Source organism: Ascidiimonas meishanensis (assembly GCF_037782385.1).
GTDB classification, from domain to species: Bacteria; Bacteroidota; Bacteroidia; order Flavobacteriales; family Flavobacteriaceae; genus Ascidiimonas; species Ascidiimonas meishanensis.
The window spans coordinates 548,079-567,598 of the sequence record NZ_JBBEXD010000004.1 but is presented as its reverse complement, the minus strand read 5'-3'; the positions used below and the strand labels follow the sequence as shown (position 1 = coordinate 567,598).

The following is a 19,520-nucleotide window of genomic DNA, read 5'->3' as shown; positions in this document are numbered from 1 at the left end:
AACATTTCCAAAAAAACAAGTTGCTTTGTATATTAATAAACTTTTAATAGCAAAACGTATTTAAGATGTCTATACTCACTTTTTAAGATTTAATTGTAGTCGTTCGCACCAACTGCCTCAATTTGTACTTCTAGAATTGCATCATCTATACAGATGTAAAGAATATTATTTTTTGGTCCTCCAAAACAAAAATTAGCAACGCCTTTGGCCAGAATTTCACCTAGTAAGATTCCTTTTGGAGAATATATTTTTATACCCGAAGCTGAGGAGGAATAAACCCTACCTTTAGTATCTACTTTTAAGCCATCTGGAATTCCTGGAGTTACTACGGCAAATAATCGCTCATTGCTTAAAAACTGTCCATCTATAATATCATAAACTTTAATATGATGAGGCATATTTATGTTATACGGAGTGTCATCCCCAGAAACAGCACCACTATCATTAATGTAAATTTTGTCTTGATCAGGTGAAAAAGCAAGGCCATTTGGTCGTTTAAAAGAATCAGCAACTACACTTATTTGATGGGTATTAGGATCAAAACGATACACAAAATTACCTGTCAAAGGAGGGTTTTTAAAACCTTGAGCATATCCATAAGCAGGGTCTGTAAACCAAATACTTCCATCATCTCTTTTTACAACAACATCGTTAGGAGAGTTAAATGGAAGTCCAAACCACTCATCTACCACCATTTTGGGAACAGATGCTCCTGTTTTCAATCTACTAATTCTAGCCTTGGTTGTTTTAGTACCTTGTTCACAAATTAAAAGATGATGAGTAAGATCCATCGTCATCCCGTTTGCCATATTGCTGCATTCAAGCACCGTTTCTATCTTGTTGTCTTGATTCAAGCAAACTTTTTTGATAGATACATTTTTAAACCCTTCTATGGGAATATTAACAGACTCAGGAACTGTTGTAAAGTATAATTCATTACTCTCTTTAAAATATACAGGACCTTCATGCGCATTGGTCTCTACAAGAACTTGGTAACTATATTGATTACCGAGTACCTCTTTAAAGCTTTTGTGGTAAGAAATAAAGGTATTAGCTAAATTAGTATTGACGTCTTGATTGTTTAGTTCCATTCTTTAGGTAAGATTGATTAGTAAGCAGGGGCACTATTTACTTTCAAATAACGTACTAAAAGGAATTATATTTTAATTAGGAGGTGTCAACTGGATTTTAGCTGAGGAGTATATTTAACACAATACTTTTTTAAATATCATACTTCTTGATATCAAATAATTTACAAAAGCTTGCTTACAAATAATATACTTTTCTTTCTGAGAGCATCTTACAAGCTATTCACATAAATATAGGTATCTGTAACCGTCTTCTCTACTATTTCTTGATTGGTCTCTTCAGAATTTTCAATATTGGTCTTATAACTGATTTCTGTGTTTTTGTCTTTTTCAAAAATCAACGTTTTAAGTAAGGGTTCATCTGGAGAAAAAATAGTGATTTGGTTTTTATTTTTCCCATTTAAAATAAATGAAAATTGAACTTCTATTCTTTCTATCCCTTCTGCAAAGAGATCAGCATTGAGTTCAATATCTACGGCATATTCTTCTGTTTTTTGGTCCTCAATTTTAGCACTAATGTCTATAACCGAAGTACAATCTGGTTTTTCAATCCATTCAAAAGTCTGCTTTTCTCCTTTTTTGGAGATTTCAGAAATTCTGTAGCGCATAGGCTTTGAAGTTTGAACAGCATATGGGAAGTTGAGATAGCGTGTAAAAATATCGGTATCTTTTTTGGTGAATTGTAATTTAGTGATAATGGGTTTATCATTGTTGACACTAATAGCTTCTACCTCTAAAATTTTCATGTATAAATCTGGTCTAAGTCCTTTAGAAAAGTCATAGCATTTAATTTCAACGGCAGCATAAGAAGGAGGTATTTCTTCATTAAGGTCTATTTGTTTTATGGCATCTGGATGCTTTTCTGTATCAATCTCAATACTAATGGTATGGCTGTTGATAAGCACATTTTGAAGTGCATTCTCTTCTGAAATACTATCTTTTTCTGCAACCAATTCTCTAAATTCTTCTGAACCTGACACCGTAGCTTCTTCTGGCAGCATCATTTTTACATAGTAGCTATAGCTTAAACTTAAACCAAGATGGCCATTAGTTAGTTGTTTATTGAGCAACTGCGATTCATGTTTATTAAGTCTGGTAGTAAAATAGCGTTTACTCCAGTACGCCGTAGTAGAGTTATAACCCTTTGCGCTTGTTGCCTGAGTACTACCATCAGTACCTATGGGTTGATAACTATTAGCTTCCGTTGTTTCTTTTGGTAAAATGAGCCGGGTGGCAATACTTGAAAGTGGTAATGGTTTTAATTCTGCCCTACCTAGTTTTTTAATGATGAGTTTGCGTACAGCTGGCGACATCTTTTTCATTTCAATACCAAATTGTACCAGACTCATAAAGTTTTTTGTTCCTATATCTGCATTGCATTTGTTTCCAGTATATCGCAAATCTAAAAACTGAAAATCGGGCTTCCCACTACCATCTACAGCAAGCATAAGTTCACCAGGTTCATAATAATACAAACGAGGGTTTTCCGCGTCGGTATAAACTGCGATTCCTTCTATAATACGTTTGCTACCTTTAAGTGGTTGACTATTGCATAGATTTACTAACAACATCACTAAAAATATGCTTGTATACCATTGAAAAACCCTCATTGCATTACTATTCTAAAGATTAATTTTCGTTTTCCTCATTTTCTTCGTTTTCTTTTGGATCTTCTTCTTTCTTCTTACCATTCAAAAGGCTATCCAGTAAATCTTTTCCTTTCTCAATAAGATCTTTAGTGCCTTTATCTATAATAGAGTCTTTTGCCTGTTGCAATTCATCTAGCTGGGTAGCCGGAAACAAATCGTCTATCTGACTTTCTCCTAAAACCAATAAGCTCGTATTGCTCTCTTTCCATTTACTAGTTCTCACCTTACCATCTTTCATGATCATCACTACCTGGTAATTAAATGACAACTCTTTATCTTCTGGCACAAATAATTGATTGCCTTGTAACGCTTGGTTGTCTTCACTGATGTTAATGGCAGGAAAGGTTATTTCATTTACTCCATTAGGATCTGCCTGTACAGATTTTATAAGAAGCTTCATAGAGTGTGCATCTGCATATTCTAAGGCATTGAGCACTTGAATTTCAACATTTGAAATCTGACTCCCGGAAGTACCGCCAATGATTTTTCTTTTTACTTCTTGATTACATTCATTACAATCTTTATTGAGAGAATAGTCAATCCACAGTTCCTGAATTGGATTTCCAGTATTTAATCTATTACTGGTAACCGCGTCTGGTGTGAAAGTACCGTCAACAGCTATTTCATCTGAGGTTAATGGGATATTCTCAAAGTATTTATTATTACCACGTTTTCTCAAAACCACCAAGTTATAAGGAATCACCGGATAATCTAGCGTATTAGTCCAGCCAGAGCGTAATTCAGCCGCCGTATTGAATTGAATTTTTCCAAACGTCACCGGAGAATTTACTTCTAGGTTCACAGGTACGCTTATTACCGTGGTTTCATCACCATAAGGTCTGAATTCAAGATTTACGTTTACACCTACATTGTTGAGCATGGCACCCACAAAATCATCTACATTACTATCCATTCTCCAATCCAGAATAATAGGTTTGTGATAATCAGAAGGAACACTGGCGTTGATACTTTCTTCTTTTACATTGAAATTGGTCAAAGTAGCGCCAAAGGCTACCTTAGGCACATCTCTTAAATCCATTGGCATTAGTTTTATAGGCTTTCTAAGTTGTTTGGCTAAGAGGCTTTCTGCCAGATCTATTTCTTTGTTGCCTATGTGAGGTGTAAGTTCTGCATTAATAAGGACACTTCCGCTACCTTCATCAGAAGACATATAGTATACATTAAAAGCATATTCATTAGATGTTTTATCCCATTTTAAGGTATATTCAGCAGGAAAATAATACAATACATTAGAATTGGGGTTTTTATCTTTATATAGTTTTCTAAAGACATTCAATTTCTCAAAAAACGATTCATAAACATCCCCTTCCAAGACAGATTCTAAATCTTCATACTTAGTGATATCTGGACCTAATCTTTCTGTATTTGTAGAAGTAGTAGTGGTACTAATGGGGTAGTACTTTACTAAGCCAATATTTGTTAGTCCAGTACTATTTACGGTTTTTGGAGTTTCTTTTTTTATAACTACTGGAGGTTTACGAACATATACTCGGTCTTTTGGCAAAGTATAAATAAGAGCTTTTGTTAGTTTCATGCTATTAAAATTGAGCATGTTGTAGGCTTCATTGCCCTTAAGGAGACTTCTGTTTTCATTAAACACTGTCCATTTTCCTGATGTGTACCATACTCCTATAGGATTATTGAAATTCTTTCTTGATCCTTGTGAATTAAAAGTGGCAAAAATCAAATCGTTTTGTTTGTTGTTTGTTTTTGTATTATTCACATAGGTAATGTGTCTTTTCCTAGAAGCAGTGGTTACTTTATGTCTAAAAATAGAAGAATGAATAAGAATATTGAATTTAGCACCTTTTGGAATAGGCTTACCGTTGGTGTTAAAAATATACCAACGTCCGCCAGCATAGCCTATCCCAGTAGGGTTAGGATTATAAGGACCTTTGGTGCCATAGTTTTGCATAATAATAAAATTAGCATTAGGCTTTCCATTTAGCGATGCATGATTTATTTTGGTGGCACCTTGCATCATTGAACCAGGACTAGCGGTATGTGTAAATACATTAGCTCCTTTATTCATGACTAATACATTAAACTTTGTATTTGGTTTTAAGGCAGCTCGGTTTTGATTGAAAATTGTCCATTTCGTGCCATTAAACCAAACCCCAAAAGCTTCCGTATGGTAGGGGCCACTTTTTCCATAATCATGGGTTACAAAAAGAATTTTATCTTTTTTACCATTGGTTTCGGCATTGTTAATTGAGGTGATATGGTTTCTAATGGTGGTTGCCTTAGCCACATGCTTAAATGCCTTTTGAGCTCTAACCATTGCCGTTCCTGCTAGCAAAACCAGCAGGGTGATAACCAAAGATTGTTTGTTTATATAAGTTTTCATCTTTTTAACTTTTAGGATTATTATAGGGGGTTATTCCCAACTACTGCTATCACTCCATGCAGTACTATTCTCAAGAATATCAATTAGATATCTTGGGAGTCTTTCTCTTACTCTTGGTGTTCTTTGACTTGCGGTTGTGGTAGCAAAGTAATACATATAGCCTTGCGCAATTGCCTCACCAGCACCTTGGGTATGCCCACGGTAGTTTGTTTCTCTAATGTATCTGTTTGCCGCTTCGGTATGACCTGCTCCTACTTGAAAATCACGATCTATAAAATGTCCTGTTTCATGTAATAGCGTATAGTTTATTCTGCGGTTTCTAGGTTCAGATAATGAATACGTTGATAATTTGATCCATTCACTATTTCTGTCTGCTGGAGAACATCTCCAAGAAGCACCCCCGCGTTCTGGGTGACTTAAAAAATGATTCGGACCATCATTAGAAACTATAATGATTCTTGGAATTGCTCTAATATGTGCCGCAGGTAGTCTAGACAGTGTTTGCTGAATATTAGTTTTATGAGCTTCTGTAGCATTAAAAACAGGTACCGTAACTCCATTTGCAGTAACAGAAGATTCCGTGCCAAATGATGGCCAGTTTTGGCATGGACCATCACTGGTGGCAGGACCTGTTTCTGTGCTCTCATCTGTAGTTGCAGCTGCGGGTGCGGTGGGAGCTGATGATGGACTTGAAGGTCCTGAAGAAGGTGGCTCAAAGTTAAAATCTTCTACACCCTCCATCATACTTTGATTTACTCCACATTTAACGGAAACATCAGTTAAATTATCCCAAATTCTGGATTGTTGTGATCTGGTTGTACCGCTTGAATTTGGAATTGGTGGAATAGAAACGGTTCGGACTCTGTCTTTAAAATAAGTCCAATAAATATTTAAAAGCGTTGCATCCAATTGATTATTAAATAGCGCATTAAATTCATTTTTTGAAGTTGCTGCATAGCCCGTAAAAAAATCGAAGTAAGCAAGAGGTAATACCACATAATAAGGCTGTTCTTGCACTCCTGTGCTTTCCAGCTGCTCTTTAATGGCTGTCATGGAATCACCTCTAGAGGTTAATCCTAATGCCATCTTATTGACAATTAATGCTACGGGATCTCTTTGTTGATTGCTTACAATGGATGTATTTACTTTTTTTACAGCATACATAAAAGGATCAATATCTCTAACATGAAGCGAGGTAAGTGCCAATGCCATAGCCGTAACGGTTTCATTATGAACAATAAATTTTGCGGGAAGTGATCTAACGGGGTATGCATCATAGCCTCTTACTATAGAGTCTGGCGTTCCAGCCCCTATTTCCTCCTTTATCTGATCGTACAGCCATACATTATCTGAATAGCCCAGATACTCTCTAAAGAATCGGAAGAAACCACTGGGTGTTTCCCGCTCTACCAATAGATCTCCATTATTTGCATACCAAGTGAGGTAATAGTTGAGTCCACTGCCATTAAACATAAGGCTCATTACATTTGCAACTGCTTCTTTGTAGGCGGCTCGTTTATTAGGTAATGCCTCAGTAAAAAAATGGGTTCCATCTGCACCATATCGGTATAAATGATTATTAACTCTAAAGCGGTTATTAAGTGCGCTCACTGGGTCTTGCGTATGCATAAACTCATGAATAAACGTTGCCTTAAGTTGTCTGAGACCTTTGTCTTGTCCGTAGTACTGCCCCACGTGAACATAACCACCCCAGTTAGCATCTTCTGCCGTAGAAAGATATCGGGCACATGGCCAGACTCTATTATTAACACCACTTTCAGAACGGTCATAATCACTTACACAAGGTTTGTTACCATGTGCATATTGCGAACGCTGTCTGCTGCTGGAATCATTCCATAAATAAATCAGAATTCTACGATTATTTAATTTTAATACCTGAGCTACATAATTTTGAAGTGTAGGGTCTCCACCATGAGCTCTATCTTGTAAAATGGCTTTTACAAAATCTTGTAATTCATCAATTCCGGAATCTGTCCAGAATCTGCCATTGAGTTGATTATTACTAACTTCTTCATTTTTAATAGCAAATCTTGAATCTTGTGTTGGATCTGGAAAATAAGTAAAGCTCAATAAGCTTTTAATGGTTTCTATATCTGAGGACTGACTATAGGAATTAATGGTGAAAATTAGCCCCAATAGCAATACAGTCCAATATTTATATGTTTTCATGACTGGATTTTTTAGTTAGGTAATTCGTCTATTTGAAGTACTTGAAAAGAGGTAGTTTTACGGCCAGACTTTACTTCATTTCCTCCCCATAACCTCCAGGTAACTTCATAATCGTATTCCTGTTGATTTTTTGGAAGCATAATAGCAACTTGTCCGTTTAATATATCTTTTGAAGTGTTGACTGTAAATTGTTTTTGTTGGTCTTCGCCACCACCTAAATTGTAGATGATTTTGACATCAATGGAACGCACCCCCGCTTCTTCTAATAAATCTCTTTCTGCTTCCAGCGTAATTACTTTTTGCTGTAGTGGAGGACTTAAGTTTATAGTGTTTTTATTAGTTGGAGCCCATTCGGTTTCTACTTCATTACCACCAAAGAAGCTCCAACCTATTTTATATTCATAATCTAACCATTTAGATCTATCGTTATCTCCTTTCCATCCATATAAAAGCGAAAAGAGATTCCCTTCCTCGTTGAAATTTTTACGGGTTACTCTTACTTCGTCAAAAGTAAGCTCACCTGAAGCATGCTTTTTCTTTATTTGAAGAGAAGCATAATTGATAAACTCAGCAAAATTTTCCTGATTTAAACCATCTATAACGGCGAGTAATTGGCGTTGCTTAAATACAGGATCGTCTAGATTTACTTCCTTGAAGCAGGAAGGGCAATCTCTTCGGCTAATTCCCAGATTCCCTCCAAACGGTTGTGGAATAGTGGTAGGGTAGGTTTCTTTAAAAGAGATTACTTTTTTACCAGATACGCGTATTTCTCTTTGTACGTAGGAAGCTACGATTGCTATGGAAGGAACACTTTCTTCTTCAGTTAGTTCTGGTTCTACCTCGTCTCGTTCTGTAGCTTCAACTGGAGTGTAGACATCTCTAGTTACATTTTCAGGCGTAATACCAGCAGAGGTTGGTGTAACTGTAGTTGTAGCCGTACTATCTGTAACTTCTTCTCTTGGATTTTCTTCTGTAGTTTCTGTTTCCGCGCGTTCACGTTCTGCTCTTGCTCTACCTTCTGCATTAATACGTTCTGTTCTTGCCCGTTCTCTTTCATTAGAAGCTCTTATTTCTCTATTTTCTCTTTCTGCTCTGCTTCTGGCTGCCTCATTTCTGGTTCGGATACGCTCATTTTCGGAACGTGCGTCTTGACGTGAAGTATTCAGTAATCCAGAAGCGCGATCAAGAAAAGAAGGTTCTTGCCCATTAAGACCTGCGAGTTGTGAAAGGTTAGGTCCTTCAGAACTGCCTAGCGGAGTAAAAAATTCCTGAGTAGCCATTTCTACCGCTCTATCAATTGCTTCCTGCATTTCAAAATTTTCACCTATTTTTTCAATTTCAATAGCACCATTATCAATCATTTCATCAAAGAAACTCCCTACTTCTGCTGCTAACCAAGGGGTTGCAACCCCTGCCTGCATTCTTCTATGATTGCTTATCTGTTCTCTGTTAATGGTGATTTTGGCTTCTAAAGGAGAATTATAACCTGCCAATTCCATATTAAAATTAAAGGCAACGAGTGGGTTTGCTGTATCTAAAGATTCCCAAACAAGTGAAGCTGAACGTTTACTCAATTGTAAGTTTATAGCCACGTTAGCTCCCTGTATGGTGGGAGCTGGTGCTACTGCAACTACTTCTTGCTTTTCAGGGTCGTCAACATCAGGCACAGAAACTGTTACGGTTCCTCCTTTAAAAATAACAGGACCTACCAGTTTCCCTTTTCCATTTACTCTTCTGAGGGCGGTTCGTGCTTCTGCAATTTGTGCATCTGTAGCTCCATAACCAAAAACGACATGAAGAATACCACCTCCTATACCTTCATCGGTATCATTATCTTCATTGTAAACATACTTCATGAAGTTAACCTTTGGTGTACCATCTTCATTTTCTGCTAACCTCACAGATTTAGACATATACCAATAAGAATCTTTGTCTTTTACTCCGGGAAATAATACTAGGTTTCCTGCCTCTACAGGTTTATCTACCGTGATCTGCATGGCAAAATCTCGTTGCGCATTGCTTTTAGTTATAGTGAGCAATGAAATGCATGCCCATACTAGAAAATATGTATATATAGTTTTCATCTTTTTTGTTTTGATTTATCGAGATTAGTCTGTAGTAACAACCTTTACAACATCTTTGAATTTATCCAGTATTTCTCCCGCTTTACTCACTTTTCCGTCTGCACCAGGCTTTAGAATTTCTTGACCTGCTTTGATGATGAGGTTCAAATAATCAGGATCATCATCTTTAAGTTCTTGTGGAATGGAAGCATAGATATAGTCATCATTTATTTTTGAATCCCAATCCAGCGCTAATTTTCCTTTTTCTTTATGGGTAAGTACTAATCTATAAGCATACCCATTAGAATCACGATCTGTAAAAATCATCTTTTCAACCAAGGGTTCTCCCTTAGAAACCGTCATTGGAATGTTTGTTTCTACTTCATTTCCAAATTTGTAATAGCGCATCTGCAAAGTTGCTCTTACAATTCCTAATGCTTCTAACTCTTCAAGATCCGATTCAAATTCGATGGTTCTAGGAACAATAGGCGGTTCTAGGGTAACCCCTTGCCAATCTCCTTTAATCCATGAAGGGTTTTCTGGAAAAACATTACCGCCTCTTAAACTCCATTGTGTTTTGTATTGATATACATCTGAATTTCTATCTTCTCCTCTGGCATAGGTAATACTTGCTTTTAAACCATTATTTTTAACGTATTCAGAGTCTATAGTTCTCGCATCATTGAAATCGTTCCCAGAACTACGTTTTTTACGTACATTCACCGTTACAAAATTCACTTCCTTATCAAACATTTCCTTAGCTTCTAAATCCAGAATTAGGTTGATGTCTCTATGCTGAAAGAATGGATCATTTAGAAATACAGATCCTACACATTTTTTGTTGTCTTTTACTTGATCATACCAACTGGCAAGATTCGCTGTTAGCGTAAAAGGTTTTTCAACAGCAAGACGGTAGTTGAGATAGTAGGTTTCAGTTTTTTTCTTGAAGCTAGACTCAAAAAAGGTTCGGTTGTAGGTGTATTTTTTACCATATTTAATGTTTGGCATTGCCGCTTTTTCCTTTTCTGTAGGTGGAGTGAGAATATCTGAATCTGATGATTCAGTCATTTTTTGTAAAAAGAAATCAAAGAAAGCTTCCCGTATTTTGGTAACTCTCTCATCAGCGATGTTTTCATCAAAATCTACTTTTATATATTCTTTTTCTACCATGTAGTCAATAACCGTACGAACCTCATCATAAGATCTGCTTTTGACTTCAGTTTTCTTTCCGAATACTGCATCTATAGCTCCACCGAAAATACCACCTCTACTTTTCTTTCCTCTTACTTCTTTGTATTTAGCATAGTCGCGCTCAAAATGACTTTGAATTTCACTCCAGTTTACGATAACTCTACCTTTTGCGGCAGGGACACGAGTAGTATATTTAAAACTCATTTCTATAGAGAGATCTGTAATAGATCTGGTTTTTTCAAAGGTTGCAGCCATTAACTGGGCACCGTTGGCACTTAGATTAGAAGCAACAGCCACCTTGGCTCCTGGAATTACAGGTGCATTTAATGATTGTACTACAGAAGGTGCTAATGTATCATCACTTAGGGTAGCAGAGATAATTCGTAATGATTTATCTCCGTCTGGTTTTACATCTAACGCTCCTTTAAGGACACTTTTTTTAGGGGCGCCTTGCTCACCATTTGCGAGAATGCGTTCTACTTCTTTTTGCTGTGCCGGAGTTAAGCCCCATTCCATAAGCATGTGTAATAATGCTCCGCCAATACCACCATCTGCTTCTTTTTCTTCAGTGATATACTTTAAAAATAAAAACTCTGGCGTTTTTTGATCTTTTTTAACCCCCAATCTTAAAGATACTGGAAGGTGAAAATAATTTTTAGATTTTCTATCGGATAAGCTTCTTGCCTGCCCAAAAAGGATCACTTGTGTTCCATCACTTAAGGTGAGACTAAGCTTGTTTTCGCTGTCTACTACCTGAGAGAAACCCTCAAAGGGAGTCAGGAATAAGAAACACAGCATTGCGTTTAATAAAACTGTTTTGATGATTGTTTTCATGATTATTGATTTAGTAATTCTTTAAAATTTTCTTTGATGATATATGGTGTTATGGTAATTCCTGTTTTGTTAGCTTCTTTAAACTTTAACTGAAAGTCAAATACTAAAAATGTATTTTTCAAATTGTTATTATCTGAAAGCAATTTTTGAAAACTGATAGCATCCGCTCTACTTAAATGAAAAGAAGACGCCATTTTGGAATGAGGTAAAAGAGTCACCTTTCCCTTAGTTGACTTCGAGTTATTGAGTATTTGAGCCATCTGCAAATTTCCTTCAACTCTTATGTTCTTTGCTGGAACAGAGGCTTCTGGCATTACTGCTCCCATAAGAATAGCTTTTGTGCCTTGTTTCGCTTTTAATAAAGAGTCTGCTTCATAAAGTTGATTCTTGTCTAAGCCCCATTGTACTAGAAAATGAAGAATGCCTCCGGTAATTTCTCCTCCTTGTTTATAGGCAAGAAATGAAAATTCAGGAGCTCCTTGTTTCGATTTTGAAAAATCAATCTTAGCTGGGAGGTAGTAATAAGCTTCTTCTGTTTCATCAAATCCGCTTCTCTTTTTTGCAATCTTAATATGGGTGCCATCAGCAAGTATGAACTGTTGTATATTTTCCATTTCCAGTACCTGAGCATTGAAAGGATTCATCCAAAAACTCAGTACTATAATTAGCCCTATTTTAATTAGCTGTATCATATTTTTCTAAGAAGTGGGTATTTCATCTATAAAGATGAGTCCGTATTTATCTATACCTTTTAATTGTATGGGCTCACTGTCTTTTTGAAACCATGTAATGGTATATGAAACTTCTTCCATTCCCTTTGGAAGGGTGATTTCAAAATATTTTTCATTGATGTTATCCGAAGGATAAAGAGTTAAATTTTTAGATTTTTGTTCTCCAAAAAAGTCGTAGTTAATCCTTATTGAGATAGCTCTTACATTTTGACTTTGAAGTCTGTTTAGATCCCCCGAAAGTTCAATTTTTCTCCTTTGAAAAGGCGTGTATAAGTTAATCATGGAAGCGTCTTCGGTTTGCCATTCTTCACTGTAAGTGCCTCCGCCGATAAATTTCCAAATGGTCTGGTAATCATAAGAAAGCCATCCTTTTCTATCAGAATCTTCCTGATTCAGGTATTTCATGGAAATTCTTCCATCGGTAGCTTGATAGGTGTCTTTTGTTAGTAAAACTTCTTTTAAGGTTTCTGCTCCATTTTCATGTTTCTTACTCAATTTAACCGTTACGCTGTTTAACATCTTGTCAAACTCACGCTCTATATTGCCATCTATACCTACATATACATCACGTTGTTGAAAAGCAGGATCCCATAAGGGCACATCTTTAAAGATTTCTTTATTGTTTCCGTATTTCTTGTAAAGATTTCCGGCGTTAAATGTGATGTAGTGATTTCTATTGACCAGGCTACGACCATTAAATTGCATAATGCTTTTACCCGTAGTGCGATGTTCTTTGTATTGATATCCTACATTGATTCCAAAACCAGTAGTGTTCTGGCTTCCTAAAGCACCTTGCTGACCAATTAATGAACTTAGCGCATCTTCGAGTCCTCCTCTGTGTTCGTCTGGCACCTGTTCAAGCGGGGTGGGTGCAAACATGAGTTCTAATAGTTTGGTATATACTGTTTCTACCAGACTTTCCATAGAAGCATCACTACCTGTACTGGTAAATTTAATAGCCTGATCTTTCCTCAGTTTATCAAATCCTAATTCTACTTGCGCACCTACAAAATAGATACTCCCTCCAGCATTAAAAGCATGACTTTTTTTCACTTCAGACCAATCTATTTCCAGTTCTGCTTCATAATTTTCGGTAAGTCCGGAAAATGATAATTCAAAAATTAAAGAAACATCTGGTGTGGCCATCTTAAAGCTTTCCAGTAGTAGTTTAGATCTTACAGGGTCTACATCAAAGGAGAGTGGAATTTTACTGTTTTCAATTACTGGAGCTTCTCCGGTTACCAATATTTGAGGTTGGTTGTTTCCAGTTTTTGGATTGAGTATGGAAGAAACCAATGTGTATTTACCGCTATTGAAAACTACAGGCCCTCTTATTTTTATAGAGTCATTATCTAATGTTTTTTTTAGGAATCTTTCCGCATTGCTAATGGCTTCTTTTGGCGTATCGTAAAGCACTAAAAAATTTAAAATTCCTCCACCATCTGCTTCGGTTATGGTCTTTGCCGATTCTTCAGTAGGCTTTTCCAGAATATATCGCATATAAGAAAATTCCGGGATGCTATCATTACTTAAAGAGAGTCTGGCTCTCTCAGGAAGATATAGATAGGTGTTTTCTTTTTTATGAACAGGGAAACACCAGAGTCCGTCTGCATTCACACCACGGTCAATTAAGATAGACTGTGACCAGCTGTTGAAAGCTATCATAAATAAGAGCATTAGAATGCTTAATTTTTTTAGATTTTTCATGTTTTCCAGCTTTTTATGTGTGTTATTCTTGTTCACTAGGTGGCATTAAGAAAAGAAAGTTGCTCTCCAATTCTGCAGCAGGCATAGTGTTAGAACCATTAGTGCCATGCCAGCTTAGTTGGTAAGCAACAGGCTCATCCCTATCATGGTACAGATTAACCGTATTGGTGTTTTCTGCATCTGTTTTACGTAGAATGACTGTCTTCTGTGGTTTAGGTTTTCCATTTATAATGGTATAGAAACTTATGGAGCAAGCATGAATTCCCGCATCTGTAAATAACGTTCTGTCTGCATCAATTTGAACTGTTCTTTTTGTAAAAGGAGGGGTAAGCGCAATGGCAGCATCATTAGATTTTATCCATCCAGCACCTTTTGGAATTTCAATGGTTTTATTATCTCCTTTAAGATTCCAGCTTAGCTTATATTCATAGTCAAGCCAATCTGATCCTTTTATTCCTAACCTTGGATAAAAGACATTTCTATAGTCTAATCCTTTTTCAAGATCTCCTCTTTTAATGACTAAATCTCTGGTTACATCATTATGGTCTTCGCCGTAACTTTTCTTAAAACTAACGCTTACGGAGTTTAAAATATCACCAAATGAATCTACATAACCACCGTCTAACTGAAAGATAATTTCCCGCTTTAAAAAATCAATATCTTCAAGATCTACTACTCTAAAGTATTTCTCTTTGCTTTCTGGATTTTCTTTGAAAACTTCATAGAGACCACTAATATTACCAGAAGCGTATACCGGCACTTTGATGGTGGTAGATTTACTAAGGTTGAGGTAGAACTTATTGACTTTTATATCTTCTCTTTTTTTGATTACAAACTGATTATCGGTCACATATTTTTCATCTTGAGCGCCTCCAAAAATCTTACTAAAAAAGCCTCTTTTTCTACGTCCTAACAGTTGCCCTTGTTCTATGGCGGTTTCTTTCTCGGGTTGTTTAGCCCATCCCATTTCTGCATCAAACATTAATTCTATAAGTTTATCCGTAACCAGTGAAAGAATACTAGACATATCATCTGTTTTAATACCTAATCCGGCAGAGCGATCAAATACATCAATGTTTAGTTTTTGATCCTGTACCATTTCATCTGTAATCTTTCGTAATTGTCTTTTTGTATATCCTTTTTGATTGCTATAAACCTTACTATAATGCTCATAAATAGTAGACATCTCTGCGGAAACGGTGGCATTGTATCCTTTTACTTTAGCTTCATAAAAACCATTCACTACTACAGAAACATCAGATGTTTTTCCTTGAAGTGATTCCCAAAGCAGGGTTGCGCCTTCCTGACTTAATTTTGCTGCGATAGCAGCTCTGGAGTTTCGGTAAAGTGGAGCATGCCCCGAAGTAATTACATTTTGAGTAAACGCATTTTCTCCATCTACATTATTTAGGATAGACGATACAATTTTGAAACTTGCAATGCCATCTTCGCCATCTTTCATTGCCTGTTTCATAGGTACTGGTCCAGCGATGGTTGCATTACCTTTTAATTCTTTTAGTTCTTTTTCTACTTCTTTTAAAAGGTCTTCTGGTAAATCAAATTGAATTAATGCGTGAAAAAGTCCACCACTTGCATTGCCTCCTTGGCCAATGTATTTCATGCACATAAGTTCAAAATCGCCATCTTCTTTGGTAGCAAGACTTGGAAATTGCGGAATGTAACTATAAACAGAAGGGTTATTGCTGTCTTGAAGTAATTGAACTCCTTTTATAGTGAGTCTCCCTTCATCATAGTTTACTTGTGCACTTAGAGATACACCAGTTAATAACAGACAAAATAATAGTGTTGTTTTGTAGATAGCTGATTTCATGACAGTTCAATATTAATTTGAATGTCAAAATTGCAACCTATTTATATGGTTTTCAAGGGTGTATAGCTGGTATTTAAAAGGTGAAAATTCATTAGGCATAGGTGATAATACCCCCTAGGAAAGAAGGGGGAATATACCCTTATACTCTTAACACAGGTATATGTTAAATAGCTTTAATAGAAGAATAGTTATAATTACTTGTTTAGAAATTTTCTATTAACCTTTCAAGATTCAAATAGGTCATGGATAGAATAGGACTTGCATTTTTGTCCCAATTCTTGCTGTCTTGCTTTATAAGCTTTGAGCATTTTCGTAAAGCTCTTGAAATTTCTTTACAATTTATTTCTAATTGTTTCTTAGCAAGCTGAAGTTGTGAGGGTAGCACCTTATAAAAATTGCCTTTTTCTTTTATAAAACCTTTAAATTCTTCCGCAAGAGCAAGGCTTTCTCCATTTTGGATTTTTTTAAAATGTAGTTCTAAATAGGAGAGATCGCTTTTGAGAACTTGTAGGATATAATTGAGATAGATTTCTCGATCTTTTTTTAAATAATCTATTTGTTTCAAAACCCAGTCTTTATCTGGTGCATTTATATGCAATACTAAATATTTTTCATACATTTTAATAGCTGCCAGATGATAGTTATTAGCATCATACATTAAAGCAAGATTGAATACAGCATTGAAATCTTTTTGGGTGGAAATATGAAAAGTCTTGAAACTTGATAACCCAGATTCATAATTCTCTGCTTTGATTTGCAAAACACCTTTTTTGAATAGTGCTGCGGATTGGGAATCTAGATTTTCTTGGGCAGGAATTTCTTTAGGAGTATAGACCCTATAAAACTTTTGAAAAGCTCTGGTAAGTTCATATTCATTTTGGGCATTTAAATATTTACCCCCAGAGGATTCTGCTAGATATTGCAAATCTCTTTCTGCCTCAGAACCTGCTTTAATTGCAAACCCAATAGTATAATATTTAACAATAACTGGAATCTCAGATTGAAGTGATTTATTAGTATTAAAGTTACTATAAGAAGTTTCATTAGAACTATTGAAATTACCAGTAGCATAAACTCCTGCGGGTCTTATTTTCTGGCAGGAAGCAATTCCGTCACTTAAAACAATAAGTTTTGGAGGAGTGTTGCTTCCATTTGAAATGACATAATTACGGAGTCTGCTGGTAACTTCATCAACAGCCTCTCTTAATGGAGTTCCACCACCAGGGGCTCTAATAGCATTAATACGCTGTTGCGCTTGTTGCATATTAGTATTGAATACCAATTTTTGTGAAGCCGTGGGGGTGTTGCTGCACCCTCCGGAAAACGAAAGAACTCCTACTTCCTGTAGTGCGTTATCTTGGTTATTAAAGGATCTAATACTATTAGTCGCTGCTAGTTTAGCTTCTTCAATTTTGGGTTTCCCACTGGTGCCTTTACTTGCCATGCTTCCCGAGCGATCAATTAGAAAGAGGGTAGTATTGTTTGCCTTATTACCACATAAAAATTGTTCTGGGCTATTATTATAGTTCCCTCCCCATACAATTGGAAGATGAGGTTCAAGATCAAAATGTGTATGCGCAAGGATATTAGACGTGATTCCAAAATTATAGGTTCCACGATATTTACCTGTGGTTACATTAGGACCATGAAATTCATCTGAGCTCCAACTTTCTCCTTGTAATTTTTCTCTAATGGTTTCATATTCGCCACCTCCTTCTGCTAATTTTAGAAACTTTATGTTTTTTGATATATTATGTGTAAGGTTTTTAACCTGACTTATTTTCCTCCAGTGTTTTCCGCATTCATCAACGTAATAATCAGAGTCAGGTGATTTTTTAAGAACGCCTTTAGCAACTTTATTATATTTATTTCTGTTTAAGTGATCGGATTCGGAAACAATCATAATAGAACCTTCAAATATGACGTTATGAACGTTAGGGTCTACATTAATAATAAATTTGTAGGTATTTGTAGGTCTTATGAAAATTCCTCGTTTAGAATGTAATGCAAATTGGGAGTTATCTGCTTCTACAAGAAATACAGCAGCAGGATGGAATTTATTGATGCGAGTTAAACCGCTTAGAATATTAAGAGAACCATAATCATAATCTTTTCCATCTATTTGAAACTTGTTAATTTTAATCTGATATCTAGAAAAATATGCTACAGGTATAGTAGATTGATTATTTAGCTTTTTAATCAAATCTGCATGTGGTTGTGCGTTGATGCAAATTCCTAATCCGGAAAAAATAAGTGCAAATAAGTATTTCAATTTCTGTATATGCATTATCGAATAGGGGTCATATATTTCTCAAAATCTTCTTTACCAATCATATACTGGTCAAAATCTATATTCTTATAAGTAGTAGCCAATAACTTATTTATATCTCCATACCTTTTAACAGATCTAGGATGCGACGTATAGATGGTTTCTAATACTTGGGTAACCAAAGCTGCTGCTCCCTTTTCACCCAAACTGCCAATGAAGTCTTTCCCTTCAATCTTTGTATCAATAGCACTTACCATTTCCAGAGTTGAAGCGGTCACGCTACTCATAAAAGATTCATTCTTTGTTAAGAGCATCATATTTTGCCAGAACTTTGCGGCTTCACGAGCATCATATCCATTACTATGCATATAAAATAATCCTACCCGGTCTGATTGTGTTTCCTTTTTTTTATCAAACATATTCATGATATTTTTTGGGGTAGTATAAGCAAGTGCTTTATCAAAAGCGGCTCCTAAAATGCCATCTTCCTTCACTTTGGTTTTCTTTTTCACTGCATTCTTAAGCCATTTCATTCCTTTTTTTCCCACCCCACTTTCCGTTAGTTTGGTTGTCTTAAATCTTTTGGCACCATGTTCATGCGTAATATGTGCTATTTCATGCCCTAGAACGGTAGCTAATTGTGCCTCGTTTTCCATAATTTTAAGCAATCCAGTATTAATAAAAATCATACCGTTTGGAAATGCCATTGCATTAGGAACTTCATTATCAATTACATAAAATCTAAAATAAATATTGTGTTTTTCTCCGTAGCTTTCTTCTTTGGCATATTCTGGGAGAACCCTGTTGCCTACCAAATTTATATAGCCCTGAAGCTTAATATCATCAAGTAGTTTATAATCAATATTTCCAACTTTAATATTTCCTTTATGCAGCCCGTTGGCAGGTGCATAGATATTACCTGGAATAATAGAGATTTTATTCAAATTAGAAGCATCAAAGCTTTTTGCTACTACCGCCATGAGTTGTTGGTCATTCTTTGTATAGTTGTTTTTACAAACTTCTATTTTTATTGCTTGATAAATTCCGTTTTCACCCTTTGTAGCCTCAACTTTTAAAAAGCTGCCCATAGTAAGTTCTTCAAACCCTAAAAAGCTACGTCCTTTGGAACAATTACACTCTTTGGCTCCTTTACATTTAATGGAGGTATTGGGAAGCAAGGTCACTTTACGACCGTCTATTACTGCGATACCATCTTCTAGGGATTCAAAGACTCCTTCAAAGGTGTCATCGCTTTCATCTTTGGTATCTATCAACACTTTGGTAACTATTCTAGATCTGTTTTCAACGACAAAAGAAATAGCAGCGGTTGTACCCGGAAAAATTTCTGTGCTTGAAACGGATTTCTTTTTTTCTTTTAAGAAAGTAACGTTTTCGGATAGGGATAATTTGAACTCTTCATTATCAAAAAGAATTACAATGTATTTCTCTGGATGGTTGAGTTCAAAAATCGTAGCTTCTTTCCATACTTCTTCTTTTTGAGAAAAGGAATTTGTAGATATTAAAAGAAAAGCAAGCAAGTTAATGAGTGGTAAGAATGGGAGTTTTTGGACACTACTAGTTGTTTGCGTTTTCATATTA

11 protein-coding genes are annotated in these 19,520 nt (G+C 35.9%); all 11 read right to left on the bottom strand.

From position 1 onward, the window contains the following. Positions 1 to 89 precede the first annotated feature (89 nt). On the bottom strand, positions 90 to 1,091 hold the full coding sequence (locus WBG07_RS10065) for an SMP-30/gluconolactonase/LRE family protein (RefSeq protein WP_340200874.1): 1,002 nt from the start codon (positions 1,089 to 1,091) through the stop codon (positions 90 to 92). Between the two features lie 209 nt (positions 1,092 to 1,300). Further along, entirely contained in the window at positions 1,301 to 2,698 is a 1,398-nt protein-coding gene (locus WBG07_RS10060; protein ID WP_340200873.1) for a hypothetical protein, read from the bottom strand. A gap of 19 nt (positions 2,699 to 2,717) precedes the next feature. Next, positions 2,718 to 5,105 carry a DUF7452 domain-containing protein gene (locus tag WBG07_RS10055; RefSeq protein WP_340200871.1) on the bottom strand — a complete coding sequence of 796 codons (2,388 nt, stop codon included), beginning with the start codon at positions 5,103 to 5,105 and terminating at the stop codon, positions 2,718 to 2,720. A 30-nt stretch (positions 5,106 to 5,135) separates the two neighbouring features. Further along, positions 5,136 to 7,295 (bottom strand): hypothetical protein, encoded by a 2,160-nt coding sequence (locus tag WBG07_RS10050; RefSeq protein ID WP_340200869.1) that lies wholly within the window; start codon positions 7,293 to 7,295, stop codon positions 5,136 to 5,138. 11 nt (positions 7,296 to 7,306) lie between these two features. Continuing rightward, positions 7,307 to 9,379, bottom strand: coding sequence for a hypothetical protein (locus WBG07_RS10045; protein WP_340200867.1), 2,073 nt, complete (start codon positions 9,377 to 9,379; stop codon positions 7,307 to 7,309). A gap of 24 nt (positions 9,380 to 9,403) precedes the next feature. Next, positions 9,404 to 11,383 (bottom strand): hypothetical protein, encoded by a 1,980-nt coding sequence (locus WBG07_RS10040; RefSeq protein ID WP_340200865.1) that lies wholly within the window; start codon positions 11,381 to 11,383, stop codon positions 9,404 to 9,406. 2 nt (positions 11,384 to 11,385) lie between these two features. Beyond that, complete coding sequence (locus WBG07_RS10035) at positions 11,386 to 12,075, bottom strand: hypothetical protein (protein WP_340200863.1); 690 nt, start codon at positions 12,073 to 12,075, stop codon at positions 11,386 to 11,388. Positions 12,076 to 12,081: 6 nt separating this feature from the next. Further along, on the bottom strand, positions 12,082 to 13,821 hold the full coding sequence (locus tag WBG07_RS10030) for a hypothetical protein (RefSeq protein WP_340200861.1): 1,740 nt from the start codon (positions 13,819 to 13,821) through the stop codon (positions 12,082 to 12,084). Between the two features lie 22 nt (positions 13,822 to 13,843). Then, a complete protein-coding gene (locus WBG07_RS10025) occupies positions 13,844 to 15,652 on the bottom strand; it encodes a hypothetical protein (protein ID WP_340200859.1) in 1,809 nt (602 codons plus the stop codon). Positions 15,653 to 15,854: 202 nt separating this feature from the next. Continuing rightward, on the bottom strand, positions 15,855 to 17,924 hold the full coding sequence (locus WBG07_RS10020) for a vWA domain-containing protein (RefSeq protein ID WP_340200858.1): 2,070 nt from the start codon (positions 17,922 to 17,924) through the stop codon (positions 15,855 to 15,857). A gap of 14 nt (positions 17,925 to 17,938) precedes the next feature. Then, a complete protein-coding gene (locus WBG07_RS10015) occupies positions 17,939 to 19,516 on the bottom strand; it encodes a M48 family metalloprotease (protein WP_340200857.1) in 1,578 nt (525 codons plus the stop codon). Positions 19,517 to 19,520 lie beyond the last annotated feature (4 nt).